We start from the raw sequence: 14,055 nt of genomic DNA on the forward strand, positions 1-14,055 counted from the left end.
AGGCACAGAAGCGGTTTATCCCCGCTAGCGCGGGGAACACGCCTTACCCTCTTGCCCACTGCGCCGTGGGCTCGGTTTATCCCCGCTAGCGCGGGGAACACCTTTTAAATCTGTAGTCGCAGAACATACTGGCCGGTTTATCCCCGCTAGCGCGGGGAACACACTTCTCTACGCCGTCGAGCGAAACGCACGAGGCGGTTTATCCCCGCTAGCGCGGGGAACACCACACCTTCACGCTTTTGGTGTCGTCAGCCCCCGGTTTATCCCCGCTAGCGCGGGGAACACTTTCAGTTCAACACCAACCTCTGCGGCAACCTCGGTTTATCCCCGCTAGCGCGGGGAACACTGAGTTGGTGCTCAGCTCGGGAATGGAACTATCGGTTTATCCCCGCTAGCGCGGGGAACACGTGGGACAGGCTAAAAACGGCGACCTGCAGCTCGGTTTATCCCCGCTAGCGCGGGGAACACTTCGACGAGAACGGGGTGATCACCTGGTCGGGCGGTTTATCCCCGCTAGCGCGGGGAACACGCCCCTGACAGATTTTGTGACCGTTAAACCGGCGGTTTATCCCCGCTAGCGCGGGGAACACATTACCCGCTAGCCACCGCAGATAGCACAAATCGGTTTATCCCCGCTAGCGCGGGGAACACACTAAAGCTACCCAACTGAATTTTAAGACTTTTTCAACATACAAAAAACCCACCAACTTTTCCGTATTGTTAAAGATCGCTAACTCATTGATTTACAAAAGGCAGAAACGATACCAGCCGCAGTCCATCAAGATCTACCGGAATACGTCGGTTTTCACCAAAAGCCTGAAACTCAAAACCCGATTCCGTATTCGTTGCCCACGTCATGACAACGTTCCCTTCTTCTGCCAGAACAGAGACTTGTTGCCATATCATCTCGCGGATCTTCGTTGAAACATCACCAACGTATACACCTGCGCGAATTTCCAGCAACCAAACGGCCAGTCTGCCTCGCAGACGTGGAGGTACGTTTTCTGTAACAACAACCAGCATACTCATCGTTAGTTGCTCCGATGACCAGAATCCCCCAAAGAAACAGGAAGTGGGATTGCGATGGGTTGCGCATCTTCAGGAGATGACGGCGGTTGGATTTCACCTGCCGCGAGAACATCTTCGATAAGAGGTATTAATTTAGCCAGCGTTTTACCGCTACGGAAAATATCCCGGCAAGCAAGGCGGACTTCGCGATCGGGCTCGGCAGGATTACGCTTTGCTATTTCGAATGCTTTCGGTACAACGGTATCAAATTTAATGATATCAGCGATATCATAAACAAAAGATAGTGGCTTTCCCGTATGCACAAAACCGATCGCAGGCGCATACCCAGCAGCCAATGTCGCCGCTTCCGTCACACCATAAAGACAGGCAGTTGCTGAACTGATGCATTGATTAATCACATCGCCTTTTTCCCAGTCTTTCGGATCGTAACGACGCCCATGCCACTTCACGCCATATTGTTTCGCCAGCAATGCGTAGGTTGCCCGTACGCGGCTACCTTCGATGCCGCGCAATTGTTCAACAGAACGACGGCTTGGTGCGGGTTCACCAAAACGTAATTCAAACATTCTACGCACCACCTTCAGCCGCAAATCCTCATCCAGTGCAAGTTTTGCCTGATAAAGCAATTTGTCTGAACGTGCACCACCCGGCTGCCCTGAAGCATAAACGCGAACACCCGCTTCCCCCACCCACACCAGCAACGTTCCCACCGTTGCAGCCAGACGCACAGCCGCATGGGAAACGCGCGTCCCCGGTTCAAGCATGATGCAGGCTACCGAACCAACTGGAATATGTGTACGCACACCCGTTTTATCGATCAACACAAACGCGCCGTCGATAACATCTATCTGTCCGTACTGAAGAAAAATCATCGAAACGCGATCTTTTAGCGGGATGGGGTTTAGCGGTAGCCAACTCATCAGCGTTTCCTCTTCACCATCAGCATTCCACAACCCAGCGCTTTACTCTTACCTAATCCTGAAAACAGCGCCTGTTCAAATCGTGAGGCATCGGTAATGCAAAGCGTTCCACTAAAATCAACGCTACTGAAAGCAATCGGCTCTTCCCGATCGTTACGGACAAAACGATGTTGTTGATAGGCTTGCACGCACCCACAACGCGCCTGCATTTCACTATATTCCGCGCCTGCCCACTGGGCGAAATCATCAGTCTCCTCCTCAAGCAAACGGAAACCATGCTGCTGCCCTTGCCTTTCCAGCCAGGCCTGTGCAGCCTGCTGTTGCAACTCCCACCATTGTTCCTGCGCTACTCCTTGCGTTTTTGCCTGAAACTTCGCATCCATCATCACATCACTACGCTTACCGTTACGAGTAATGACAGGATTTGCGCGAAGTTGAAAATCAAGCATAAGACCATTGATCAACTGTGGATTAAACGCTTTAGTTTCAACGAAAAACAGGGAATGCTGAGCTAACGGCTGTATCGCCGATAACATATAAAATCCGCCATGCGCCTCTTCACGAAAAAGAAACTGGCGTGATTCCTGTTCAGGGAACAGCTGCCAAAGCCACTGGTGGCTGGCATAAGGCCTGGCTGAATGCCATTTTTCCAGCATTTCCGGTCGCAATTGATTAAACCGAAGCTGGATACGAGAAAGATACATTATGTTCTCTCCTGTAAGGGGCCATAGAAGCGGGTATAGCCGCCAAACTGCCAGCGCTGGCGGCTAACAGGTTGATTATTGCTATGCTGCTTTTGCTGCCAGACCAAACTCGCTTCGTCAGGATCGTCCCAGTAACAAACGCCCTCACTCAAGGTAAACCCGCTTAATTCCAGAGCAGGCATATCCTCTACGGCTTGAATAAATGCCTCTTTTAAGGTGCCAGTCAATAAATGCGGTGCTAGCGGTAACGCCAGAGGGCAGGATTTTCTTCCCAGATAGAGCGGAAAATGCGGTGTCAGCAGCGCCTCTCGCAATTCGCTAAGCGAATGTGGTGCGTCGGGCGTGGCGCTTATTGCCACATGCCAGTAGCCGTCGCAGCGATATTCCCGCTGCGAGATCAGAGTACCTACTTCATCCGGCGCGAGAGTCAATTCATCCCGGCGCGTGTAGTAGCGATACTTTTTATTTTCTCGCGGCGCGCTAACCGTGTGATAATCCCGCAACCAGCGATCTTGTGAAGCTAGCGCGTGTACCGCCAGATGATAATGCTGATTAAAGTTATTCAGCCTCTCTTCTTCATCACGACGAATCCCTAGCGCAGCGGCAAGTAGCCCCAATAATGCGGATCGCGTGGGAACCGTTGCAGAATGACGAATCTCACCAGATGCTTCTTCCCCCCACGATGCCAGCGGCGCATAGAGCTGAAAAACCAGATATTCCTTCATTATTCATCCTTACTGACTGACAAAAGCCAGTAATTCCGCCAGAGAACCCGTGCCTTCCTGAACGTTCAGCTCGCGATAATCGTCAGCACAATTCCCATATACGCTATCAAAACTCGCGCGCTGCTGTTTTAAACGGGTAATTGCCGCAGGAATTTGATCGGTATCGCGTACTGGCTGGAAAAACGCCGCCGCAAGAGAACGTGGTTGTTTTTTCCCGATTTCGGCCAGCGCATAGGTGGCATAGGCACGAGAAGCGAAGCTGTTTTGTTTCCCGGTGGGGGAGACCGTTAACGCCGTTTCTGTCAACGCGGCAATAGCGCGTTTGGCGAGTTCCTCGTTTCCACCGAGGTTTTCCACCAGCAGATCGCGGCTGATGCAGATATAGCTATAGAAAAGCGCCGAGGCAAAACCCTGCTCGCCCATATGCCCGGAACCTGCGTCTTCCTCTTTATTATTCAGATCGTCAACAGCGGTGAAAAAATCAGACTCAACGGTCACCGCGCTTACACCCAACGCATGGGATACCTGACAGGCAGCCTCTACGTAAAACTCCGGTGATGATGCCAGCATACGGCCAAACAGCGCCATATCCACGCTACGCTGCTCTTTACGGAGTAATTTGACTTCTTCGTCACTAGGTTCGCGTTTGTCGATAATTAACGTATCGACCAGTTGCTTGATCAAACTAATTTCATGGTTGCTGACGTGAACGATCTGCTCAATTTCAAGATTTTTTTCGAGCTTCGCACCTTTATCACTTTTCAGCTTACCGAATTGATTGGCAATTTTCTCCGCCGCGCTTTTCGCCGTTTTCTCCGCAATACCAGCGTCGACCATCGGACGGTAAACATAGTCCACGCCAATTCGGCGAGTACGCTTACCCATAAACCCATCCATCGCACCTTCAAAGGTTTCCGATACGCGCCAGGCACGTTTCAGGCTTTGCGACGATACGCGCAGGCGCTCTACTCCGCCCATATACGCTGTTTTCGGTCGCCCGGAGTCATCACGGTTCAGGTTAGCAGGCGCATAGGCGGTCAATAAATGCAGTTGAATAAAAGTGGTCATTGTTAAATCCTTCTAAAAATGATTATTTGCCGCGCGACGTGGAAAGATATTCGTTCGCCCAACGGATACGATTTCGTTCAAAGGGATTGATAGGTTCCGGCTGATGGTTTTCACGTCGCTGCCACTCTTCCATCCACAGGAAAATACTGTCGGCCAGCGACAGGACATTAACACCGTCCGTACCACGAATTTTCACCGCCTGAATCAACAACAGACATAACGTTTCCGGGTCAGATGCTTTTTGCAAACGTTCAAAACGCAGCCCAGAAACGCACGGCGTAGAGCCGTTAAGCTTCTCTCCTAGCTGCGCAGCGAAACTGATTTTCTCCTTATGGCTCTTAATATGCACAGCGACGCTGGCAAACAGCGCCAGCGCCATCTCATCAAGAGGTTGTAGTCGCATGTGTTTAAGCAATGCCTGACGGAGAGCGTCATACCCTTCACACATCATTACGCCATAAGGCGGCTCCATTCTTTTCAACTCAGCCCGCCAGGCGCGACCGTTGACTCGTTTACCATCCTTGCGCTCATAACGCTCCGACAGCGTTGCAAACCAGTCAAGTAGCGCCTTCTGCGCATCAGAGTTGAGAATTCTGCATAACGCCGCTGTATTGCTATTCAGCATATTTGGCTTCCTTCGGTTATTCGACCAGCGCCAACACATCCTTGCGCGCTTTATGTTTGCGATAGTTGCTGACCAGATCCTGCCTGGCCGTCAGTTGGCGTAGCAGAACATCGTCCGGGCTATCGGGATCGGTCAGGGCATCACGGTCAAAAACGTGAAATAAATAGAACATTAATTCACGCTCCCACTGGTGCACTGCACTACGAGTCAGCGGATTCTGACGCAGCGGATCAACAAGCAGCGCCTGTTGTAGCGTCCGAAAAGCAGGCTCGGTTTCCTGCCAAAAGGCGATATCCACCATACTGAAATCCATTTTGGCTTCTTTCGGCGTATCGAATTTGGCGCTCTTTAACGCGTTCCTTAACAACGACAGCGCCTCACTAGCCAGCACCAACACAATGTTAAGCGCAGCGAGAAATTGCTCTTCATGCGAAACGCTGATAAGCGGAATACGATGCTGATACCAGCAGCGGGCCTTGGCGTTATCCATATCCCAGGCAAAGCACCACAGGCTCATGTTATTCCTCTGACCAGCAGCAGAGACCACCTTCGCAGGCTGCATTTTGTTGAACTTATCTTCGCGATTAATCATAAGCCCCAGCCAGTCTTTATAGCTTAACCCGCCGGGTTGCCCTTTTAACGCCAGCCAGGGCGCAGAAGGATCTTTCAGTGCCTGCCGATAAGGGGAGAACGGGTGCAGCCAGCTGTCATACTGGACGCCATAGTTTTTACTGCGCATTTGCAGCAGCAGCGACTCGTGATGTTCTCCACATAAGTCGCAAATACCCGCCACAGTGTGAGTGAAATCCAGTTCTATGCGTCGCGGCATCCCCCAGTAGGCTTGCAATGGGTGCGAGTTATCCGGCGTGACCACATTCCCCGCTTTTTCGCTGGTTTTCGTCGGCGCAAGCCACGGGAAAATAAGCGGATACTGTGCGACAGTCGGCACATCCTCCTGCGGCAACACGTTGAGCCAGAGTTTTTTCCAAAGTGGGAGTTTATCTTCTTCCTGTGGTACCACCAGCGTAGTCAGCGGACCACCGCCGCGCATCCCTACCCGGTAGCCCGCCCCGCCGGCAGGTGAATTGGTTTGAATGGCAAACAGCGCGATCGCTGCACAGTGAGGGCAAATTCGTTCTACATTACCGCGTTTAACAAAATGATCTTTATTGAGCTTGAGCGTATTGCCGCCAGGCGCATCAACCAGTAGCCCGGATATAGAGCCATAATCGCTGTCGAGAGGATCATAACTTTGCAGGAAGGAGGGCTTTTGTTCGCCGAATTGTAGAGCCTGAGAGATCGTTGTTAACGTCTTCTCCCATTGTTCGAATTCGATACCGTTATGCCAGATATCAGCCCATTCTTCTTTATCTTCCGGCGCAACGGTACACTGTAAAATACCAATCAGCATTTGCCATGCAGCCCCCTGAAAATCGGCCCGGGGATAGGCAAAATCCTGAATATCGTTATCCAGAAGTTCGCGTAATGATATTCTCTTTTTTTCGCCGCTTGAGAATATGACGGGAAGCCATTTTTCCGTAATTAAATTCATCCAGTTTCTCCAAAGGCTACATGGTAGCCTCATACGACGTTCCCCACATCAGCGGGGATAACCTTGGCTAAACCCAAAAACATCTAGCCAACTTTTCTTATTCCCCATTAAAATTAATATCATTGTATATCACCCCTTAAAAGAAAAAGATGACGCAGATGGAATATCTGGACTACCTCCGTTACTGGGGAAAAACCAATAAATCAACCAAATATATAACCACCCCCTATCATTTACTGGCATACCATTGCCTCGATGTTGCCGCATGCGGGTATTACATAATTAAGAACAATATCTTTGGTTCTAAAGATATATTACAAAAATGCGGCATTACGGGTGTAGATGCCGAAAATTGGATAATCTGGTTTCTTGCCAGTCACGATATCGGAAAGTTTGCCAGAGGATTTCAAAAATATGCAGAATTTCCTGATACTCCTTTAGTTCCTCCTGTTAGTGGAATTTCCGCATTTGAGCGACATGATTCCTTAGGATTCTATTTGTGGGGTAAATTATTTGAAGCGTGGAGTTCAGGTAGTAATGAAATTATCGCAGGCATTGAACCAGAAAATCGCAACAGGTTTGAAAGCGCCTTAAATATCTGGATGCTTATTAGCACCGGACATCATGGCATCCCACCGGAAACCACGAAAAACAGAAGTTCATTAGCATTCGCCGAAGAAGATATTGTTGCCGCAACGCATTATCTGGAAACATTAAGCCAGTTATTCCCCTTTACCCTCCCGCAGGAATGGAAGGCTAAAGCAGGTAGAAAGTGCTTAAAGCAACATAGTTGGTTTTTTGCAGGTCTCGTCACCCTCGCTGACTGGATGGGATCTGACGAAACGCAGTTCCCTCTGCTTAGTCAGCCTATGCCATTGAAAGATTATTGGCCTCTTGCTTGTGAAAAAGCGCAGCAGGCCATTCTTAAAATGCCGCCGTTATCGCAGCATAGCCATTATCAGAGTCACCATGCCTTATTCCCGTTCATTCATACGCTGACCCCACTGCAGGAGCGGGCAGCCACATTAGATATCTCAGCTCCCGGCCCGCAGTTGGTTATTCTGGAAGACGTTACCGGAGCTGGCAAAACAGAGGCCGCGCTGATTCTGACACACCGTTTAATGTCAGCCAATAAAGGCCACGGTCTCTACGTTGGACTACCGACAATGGCTACTGCGAACGCCATGTATCAGCGCCTGGCATCAGCTTACCACGCGCTGTTTACCGATAATTCCAGGCCCTCGCTAATTCTGGCACACGGTGGACGAGAAATGACGGACGCCTTCCGACAATCTATCTGGCAACCAGTTGGAAATACGGCGGAAGATTATGCTCACAATGATGGTAATGCGAGCCGTGAGTGCCACGCCTGGTTTGCTGATTCACGCAAAAAAGCCCTTCTGGCGGAGGTCGGTGTCGGTACACTGGACCAGCTTTTAATGGCGGTGATGCCTTTTCGCCACCAGTCGCTCCGCCTGCTGGGAATGCGCAATAAAATTCTTCTGCTGGATGAGGTCCATGCCTACGATGGCTATATGGTGAAATTACTGGAAGGGCTATTGAAATTCCATGCCGCACAGGGTGGCAGCGCCATTATTCTAAGTGCAACACTTCCTGCCGCCTTACGAGAGAAACTACTCCACGCATTCAATGACGGTGCCAGTTTTACGACTGCAGAAGCCAATGGGGATGCGGGCTATCCTTGGCTAAGCCATCTCTCTTCCAGCGGCTTGCTGGAGCAACCTCTGGACACGCGCCCTGAGGTCCAACGTACCGTGGCTGTAAACTGGATACAGCAGCGCCAGCAAGCGTTAGATATTATTTATCGCGTTGTGGCAGCCGGACAGTGTGTTTGCTGGATTCGTAACACGGTGGACGATGCGCGAGACATATACCAACAGTTACTACATGAAGGAATTGTGCCAGAACAGGATCTGTTACTTTTCCACAGCCGTTTTGTTTTTGTCGATCGTATTGATATTGAAAACAAAACCCTCAGTTGGTTCGGTAATAACGCTCCAGTTTCAGAACGACGGGGTAAAGTATTGATCGCCACACAGGTTGTTGAGCAGAGCCTCGATCTCGACTTTGACTGGATGATCTCCGATCTGGCTCCCATTGATTTATTGATCCAGCGCGCTGGTCGGCTGCAACGTCATATCCGCGATGCTGATGGGAGGCGTAAACCCACGTTGCCTGATGGTCGCCAGCCACCGGTATTGCATATTCTGTCGCCAGAATGGCAGGAACAAGCTGAAGAGGGTTGGCTAGGGCAAGAGCTAAAAGGAACCAGCTTTGTTTATGCCGATCATGCCTGTTTGTGGCGTACCCAGGCAGTGCTGCGCCAGCACGGAGAAATCCGTATGCCGGAAAACGCCAGAGCATTAGTAGATGGTGTCTACGAGCAGGAGATGGCTGCGCCAGCGGGCTTACAGACACTTTCCGATATTGCCTTCGGTAAAGTACTTAGCCAGCGCTCAGTTGCTGCACAAAATCTGTTACGTCACGATCTCGGTTATGATCGGGAAGCCAGCGATTTTTTATGGGACAAAGACAGAGAATTTTCGACTCGCCTGGGCGAAGAGAACGTGGATGTTTACCTTGCATGGCAAAATGAGGAGGGTGAGTTGCACCCCGTCGTCGATGAAGGCGATTTCCGATGGGAAATGAGCCGGTTATCAATACGCCTGTCGTGGTGGCGTAAACAATCAGGCGAATTTTTACTCCCCAGCGATGAACGGCTTGAGCTGTTCCGCAAGAAACAACACCGCCCAGCGGCGCAAGTGGTTCTGGTATCACCAGAAGGTGAAGCAGGTTATTACAATAAACGGACAGGCCTCGGCAGATAATGATGGGCCAGCATTTGTGCAATACTGGCTCATCATGGGTTAATTTACCCTTCGTGCAGCCCACACTCGCGCTTCAGCCCGAAGAAACGCGTCTCTTCTTCTGCCATGCCTGGCTCCCATTTACGCGTCGTGTGGGTATCACCCACTGACAGGTAGCCTTGATCCCACAGCGGATGATACTTCAGACCGTGTTTTTGCAGATACTGGTATACCGTACGGTTGTCCCAGTCGATAATCGGCAGCACTTTAAATACGCCGCGCTGAATAGCCAATACCGGTAGATGTGCACGGCTACCGGACTGCTCGCGGCGCAGACCCGCAAACCAGGTTTGTGCATTCAGTTCTTTCAGCGCCCGGTTCATGGGTTCTACTTTGTTGATGTCATTGTATTTCTCAATGCCTTCAACGCCCTGCTCCCACAGCTTGCCGTAGCGCGCTTCCTGCCAGGCCGCGCTCTCTTTCGCTCGGTAGACCTGCAGGTTGAGTTTGAGTTTATCCGTTAACTCATCAATAAACTGGTAGGTTTCCGGAAATAAATAGCCAGTGTCGGTGAGGATCACCAGGATATCCGGGCGAATCTGGTTCACCAGATGCAGGCTGACCGCCGCCTGAATACCAAAACTTGATGAAAGGACATATTCGCCGGGCAGATTTTCCAGCGCCCACACCACGCGTTCTTCCGCGCTCAGCTTTTCCAGTTGGCTGTTGGTTTCTGCCAGTGCCATAACACGCTCAACTTTTGGCAGTGCGTTTAAGCCGTTTAGATCGAGTCTGGACATAAGTTCCTCGCTGTATGTCTTGCCTGATGGCGCTTCGCTTATCAGGCCTACAGTCTACGTAGGCCTGATAAGGCATTTATGCCGCCATTCGGCAATTCGGGTTATTCCCAGAAATCACGCGCTGGATCGAGCACCGGGCGAACAATGCCCGCACGCACTGTAAAATCACCGAAGCCTTCACCCGCTTCGCGCTCTTTCGCCCAGCGCCCAATCAGTTCATCCAGCGAAGCCAGAATTTCCGGCTCTGTGATATTTTCTTTGAACATCCGTGGGATACGAGTCCCGATACGGTTTCCGCCCAGATGCAGGTTATAGCGCCCAGGCGCTTTACCCACCAGCCCCACTTCCGCCAGCATGGCACGACCACAGCCGTTCGGGCAGCCCGTGACTCGCATGACAATATTTTCATCACTTAAATCATGCTTCGCCATCAACGTATCAATGTTGTCGATAAACGTTGGCAGGAAACGTTCTGCCTCGGCCATTGCCAGCGGACAGGTCGGGAACGATACGCAGGCCATTGAGTTTTCACGCTGTGGAGTCACCGCATTCATCAGGCCGCTTTTCTGCGCAATCTTCTCAATCTTCGCCTTATCACTCTCCGGGACACCAGCAATGATCAGGTTCTGGTTGGCAGTGATACGGAACTCGCCTTTGTGGATCTTCGCGATCTCCAGCAAGCCTGTTTTCAGCGGGCGCCCCGGGTAATCCAGAATACGGCCGTTTTCAATAAACAGCGTCAGGTGCCATTTATTGTCGATCCCTTTCACCCAACCAATCCTGTCGCCACGACCGGTGAACTCGTAAGGGCGGATCGGCTCGAATTTGATCCCCGCACGACGTTCAACTTCTTCTTTAAACGTCTCGACTCCTACCCGCTCCAGCGTGTATTTGGTTTTCGCGTTTTTACGATCGGTACGGTTACCCCAGTCACGCTGCGTGGTCACCACCGCTTCTGCCACTGCTAAGGTGTGTTCCAGCGGCAGATAACCAAACTCACTTGCGGTGCGCGCGTAGGTTTTCTTGTTACCGTGCTCAATAGACAGTCCACCGCCAACCAGCAAGTTAAAGCCCACCAGCTTGCCGTTTTCGGCAATCGCCACGAAGTTCATATCGTTAGCGTGCAGATCAATGTCGTTCTGCGGCGGGATCACCACCGTCGTTTTAAACTTACGCGGCAGATAGGTCTGACCGAGGATGGGCTCTTCATCCGTCGTCGCGACTTTTTCCTGATCCAGCCAGATCTCAGCATAAGCGCGGGTACGGGGCAGCAAGTGTTCAGAGATTTTTTTCGCCCACTCGTACGCTTCAGCATGCAGCTCAGATTCATACGGGTTGGAAGTGCACAGCACGTTACGGTTCATATCGTTGGCGGTCGCCAGCGCATCCAGCCCGACGGAGTGCAGCATCTGGTGCACCGGTTTAACGTTCTTCTTCAGAATACCGTGAAACTGAAACGTCTGGCGGTTGGTCAGGCGGATGCTGCCGTAAATGGTGTTGTCATGGGCAAACTTATCGATCGCCTGCCACTGTTTGGTGGTGATCACCCCACCCGGCAGACGGCAGCGCAGCAGCATCGCGTGGCGCGGCTCCAGCTTCTGTTCAGCACGTTCGGCGCGAATATCGCGGTCATCCTGCTGGTACATACCGTGAAAACGGATCAGCAGAAAGTTATCACCTTTGAATCCGCCGGTGAGGCCGTCATTTAAATCTTCGGCAATGGTGCCGCGCAGATAATTGCTCTCCAGCTTCATTCGTTCAGCGTCGGACAGCTTACCTTCGACCACCAGTGGTCCTGGATGTTTTTCGCTCATTAGTAGACATCTCGCTGATAACGGCGCTCAACGCGCAGCTCACTCAAAAATTCATCCGCCGCTTCGATATCCATAGCACCGAATTCGGCAATCACTTCCAGCAAAGCCTGCTCAACGTCTTTCGCCATGCGATTGGCGTCGCCGCAGACATAAATGTGCGCACCGTCATTAATCCAGCGCCACAGCTCTGCACCCTGTTGGCGCAGTTTATCTTGTACGTAGACTTTATCTTTTTGATCACGGGACCAGGCAAGGTCGATACGGCTGAGTACACCTTCTTTGACGTAACGCTGCCATTCCACCTGATACAGGAAATCTTCAGTAAAGTGCGGATTGCCAAAGAACAGCCAGTTTTTCCCTTCTGCACCGTCTGCGGCACGTTGCTGCATAAAGGCGCGGAACGGCGCAATCCCTGTTCCAGGCCCGATCATAATGACCGGTGTTTGCGGATTTTCCGGCAGGCGGAAGTTGTCGTTATGCTCAATAAACACACGCACTTCACCCTCTTCTTCCACGCGATCGGCAAGGAAGCTGGAGGCACCACCTGCACGCGCGCGGCCTTCAACGTCAAAACGCACGGCACCCACGGTGATATGTACTTCGCTTTCCACTTCAGCCTGGGATGAAGCAATGGAGTACAAACGTGGCGTCAGCGGACGCAGCAAGCCAATTAACGCGTCGGCATTGAGTTGTGCCGGGGAGAAACGCAACATATCGACAATGGGGGTGGTTGTAGCGTAATGCTGTAATTGCGCTTTATCGCCTACCAACGGCAACAGCGTTTCGCTGCGCGTCAGGGTGGCATAGTTTTCCACGATATTGGCCGTGTTGACGGTCAATTCGAAATGCCACTCCAGCGCGTCAGCGAGCTGCAGCGTTTTGCCATCAACGGTGACCGGCTCAGTACCTTTCAGCCACAGCAGTTCCACAATTTCTTTGACCAGGGCCGGATCGTTCTGATACCAGACACCCAATGCGTCGCCTGGCTGATAGCGCAGGCCAGAATCACCCAGATCAATTTCGATATGACGTACATCTTTTTCAGAGTCGCGTCCGGTAATTTTCTGGTTCACCGAAAGTGTTGCACTCAACGGTGCTTCTTTGGTGTAAGGACTGGTGTGCACCTCGTTAACCGCACCGCTCGCAGCAGCCTGTGCAGACGGTGCAACAGGCGCACGCGCCTTCAGTAAATCAACCAGGCGGGCACGCCATTCTGCCGCCGCCGATTGATACTCGACATCAGCGTCAACGCGATCCAGCAAGCGTTCACCACCCAACTCTGCCAGTTTCGTATCAAAGTCTTTACCTGACTGGCAGAAAAATTCGTAAGACGTATCGCCAAGGCCAAATACGGCAAAAGCCGTGTTTTCAAGCTTCGGCGCTTTTTTAGAAAACAAGTACTTATGCAACGCAACGGCTTCTTCCGCCGGTTCACCTTCTCCCTGAGTCGATGCCACCACGACCAGCAATTTTTCATTGGCAATTTGTTTGAATTTATAATCGCCAGCATTGATCAGGGTGACATTGAGCTGCGCAGCGATAAGATCGTCGCGTAAAGCTTCCGCCACGCGACGTGCATTACCGGTTTGCGAAGCCGAGATGAGTGTAATTCCTGGCATTTCAGCGACAGGCGCAGGCGCTGCAGCATTCGTTCCCGGCTGCTGATTCAGCACGCCCCAGAAATAGCCAGACACCCACGCAAGCTGTGTGGGAGTGAAATCAGTCGTGGCCGCCTGAAGGCGTGCCAGTTGCTCCGGGTTTAGCGGGAGCAAAGCGGAAGGTGGGGCCTGTGTCGTCATGCGTTGTCATGTTCCAGTAAGCAAAGCGGATTTCAGCAATAAAACCCAAACTGAAGATAAGGTTAACGGCGGTGATAGTAACAACTAAAGAAGGGATAGAAATAACAAATAACCAAATGAACTAACCTGTTTTAGTTATCGTTATTAACAGCAAAACAGATTATATAAGCATTTGATATATAGATAATTAT

11 protein-coding genes and 1 CRISPR repeat array (1 of these 12 only partly in view) are annotated in these 14,055 nt (G+C 51.3%); of the genes, 1 reads left to right on the plus strand and 10 read right to left on the minus strand.

The window, feature by feature from the left end; genetic code table 11:
* Window positions 1-651: a CRISPR direct-repeat array (repeat unit 29 nt; unit sequence CGGTTTATCCCCGCTAGCGCGGGGAACAC) (it extends 965 nt beyond the left edge of the window).
* A gap of 84 nt (window positions 652-735) precedes the next feature.
* Genes cas2e through casA form a run of 7 tightly spaced genes read right to left on the minus strand, consistent with a single transcriptional unit; the run spans window position 736 to window position 6,623 of the window.
* Window positions 736-1,029: a type I-E CRISPR-associated endoribonuclease Cas2e gene (cas2e, locus tag NNO02_RS13445; protein WP_271455005.1), complete on the minus strand. Its 294-nt coding sequence runs from the start codon at window positions 1,027-1,029 to the stop codon at window positions 736-738.
* A gap of 2 nt (window positions 1,030-1,031) precedes the next feature.
* Window positions 1,032-1,949 carry a type I-E CRISPR-associated endonuclease Cas1e gene (gene cas1e, locus NNO02_RS13450; RefSeq protein ID WP_271455006.1) on the minus strand — a complete coding sequence of 306 codons (918 nt, stop codon included), beginning with the start codon at window positions 1,947-1,949 and terminating at the stop codon, window positions 1,032-1,034.
* Complete coding sequence (gene cas6e, locus NNO02_RS13455; protein WP_271455007.1) at window positions 1,949-2,653, minus strand: type I-E CRISPR-associated protein Cas6/Cse3/CasE; 705 nt, start codon at window positions 2,651-2,653, stop codon at window positions 1,949-1,951. The genes cas1e and cas6e overlap by 1 nt, the downstream gene beginning before the upstream one ends.
* Window positions 2,653-3,378, minus strand: a complete 726-nt coding sequence (gene cas5e, locus NNO02_RS13460) for a type I-E CRISPR-associated protein Cas5/CasD (protein ID WP_271455008.1) — start codon at window positions 3,376-3,378, stop codon at window positions 2,653-2,655. Before cas5e ends, cas6e begins: the two co-directional genes overlap by 1 nt.
* A 9-nt stretch (window positions 3,379-3,387) precedes the next feature.
* Window positions 3,388-4,446: a type I-E CRISPR-associated protein Cas7/Cse4/CasC gene (cas7e, locus tag NNO02_RS13465; protein WP_271455009.1), complete on the minus strand. Its 1,059-nt coding sequence runs from the start codon at window positions 4,444-4,446 to the stop codon at window positions 3,388-3,390.
* 22 nt (window positions 4,447-4,468) lie between these two features.
* The gene (casB, locus tag NNO02_RS13470; RefSeq protein ID WP_271455010.1) at window positions 4,469-5,071 is read right to left on the minus strand and encodes a type I-E CRISPR-associated protein Cse2/CasB; all 603 of its coding nucleotides are present in this window, start codon (window positions 5,069-5,071) and stop codon (window positions 4,469-4,471) included.
* A gap of 16 nt (window positions 5,072-5,087) precedes the next feature.
* Window positions 5,088-6,623, minus strand: coding sequence for a type I-E CRISPR-associated protein Cse1/CasA (casA, locus tag NNO02_RS13475; protein WP_271455011.1), 1,536 nt, complete (start codon window positions 6,621-6,623; stop codon window positions 5,088-5,090).
* Between the two features lie 149 nt (window positions 6,624-6,772).
* Here casA and cas3 point away from each other — a divergent pair, with 149 nt between their 5' ends.
* Complete coding sequence (gene cas3 / locus NNO02_RS13480) at window positions 6,773-9,472, plus strand: CRISPR-associated helicase Cas3' (RefSeq protein WP_271455012.1); 2,700 nt, start codon at window positions 6,773-6,775, stop codon at window positions 9,470-9,472.
* 44 nt (window positions 9,473-9,516) lie between these two features.
* Here the strand turns inward: cas3 and cysH are convergent, their stop codons facing one another.
* The 3 genes from cysH to cysJ form a co-directional block, all read right to left on the minus strand.
* On the minus strand, window positions 9,517-10,251 hold the full coding sequence (gene cysH, locus NNO02_RS13485; protein WP_271455013.1) for a phosphoadenosine phosphosulfate reductase: 735 nt from the start codon (window positions 10,249-10,251) through the stop codon (window positions 9,517-9,519).
* Between the two features lie 101 nt (window positions 10,252-10,352).
* The gene (cysI, locus tag NNO02_RS13490) at window positions 10,353-12,065 is read right to left on the minus strand and encodes an assimilatory sulfite reductase (NADPH) hemoprotein subunit (RefSeq protein ID WP_271449529.1); all 1,713 of its coding nucleotides are present in this window, start codon (window positions 12,063-12,065) and stop codon (window positions 10,353-10,355) included.
* Window positions 12,065-13,864 carry an NADPH-dependent assimilatory sulfite reductase flavoprotein subunit gene (gene cysJ, locus NNO02_RS13495; protein WP_271455014.1) on the minus strand — a complete coding sequence of 600 codons (1,800 nt, stop codon included), beginning with the start codon at window positions 13,862-13,864 and terminating at the stop codon, window positions 12,065-12,067. Before cysJ ends, cysI begins: the two co-directional genes overlap by 1 nt.
* Window positions 13,865-14,055 lie beyond the last annotated feature (191 nt).

The sequence above is a fragment of the Citrobacter sp. Awk 2 genome (genome assembly GCF_028069815.1).
Classification (GTDB): domain Bacteria; phylum Pseudomonadota; class Gammaproteobacteria; order Enterobacterales; family Enterobacteriaceae; genus Citrobacter.

Coding starts and splice junctions, on each gene's coding strand:
- cas2e (WP_271455005.1), bottom strand. CDS start 1,029: ATGAGTATGCTGGTTGTTGTTACAGAAAACGTACCTCCACGTCTGCGA.
- cas1e (WP_271455006.1), bottom strand. CDS start 1,949: ATGAGTTGGCTACCGCTAAACCCCATCCCGCTAAAAGATCGCGTTTCG.
- cas6e (WP_271455007.1), bottom strand. CDS start 2,653: ATGTATCTTTCTCGTATCCAGCTTCGGTTTAATCAATTGCGACCGGAA.
- cas5e (WP_271455008.1), bottom strand. CDS start 3,378: ATGAAGGAATATCTGGTTTTTCAGCTCTATGCGCCGCTGGCATCGTGG.
- cas7e (WP_271455009.1), bottom strand. CDS start 4,446: ATGACCACTTTTATTCAACTGCATTTATTGACCGCCTATGCGCCTGCT.
- casB (WP_271455010.1), bottom strand. CDS start 5,071: ATGCTGAATAGCAATACAGCGGCGTTATGCAGAATTCTCAACTCTGAT.
- casA (WP_271455011.1), bottom strand. CDS start 6,623: ATGAATTTAATTACGGAAAAATGGCTTCCCGTCATATTCTCAAGCGGC.
- cas3 (WP_271455012.1), top strand. CDS start 6,773: ATGACGCAGATGGAATATCTGGACTACCTCCGTTACTGGGGAAAAACC.
- cysH (WP_271455013.1), bottom strand. CDS start 10,251: ATGTCCAGACTCGATCTAAACGGCTTAAACGCACTGCCAAAAGTTGAG.
- cysI (WP_271449529.1), bottom strand. CDS start 12,065: ATGAGCGAAAAACATCCAGGACCACTGGTGGTCGAAGGTAAGCTGTCC.
- cysJ (WP_271455014.1), bottom strand. CDS start 13,864: ATGACGACACAGGCCCCACCTTCCGCTTTGCTCCCGCTAAACCCGGAG.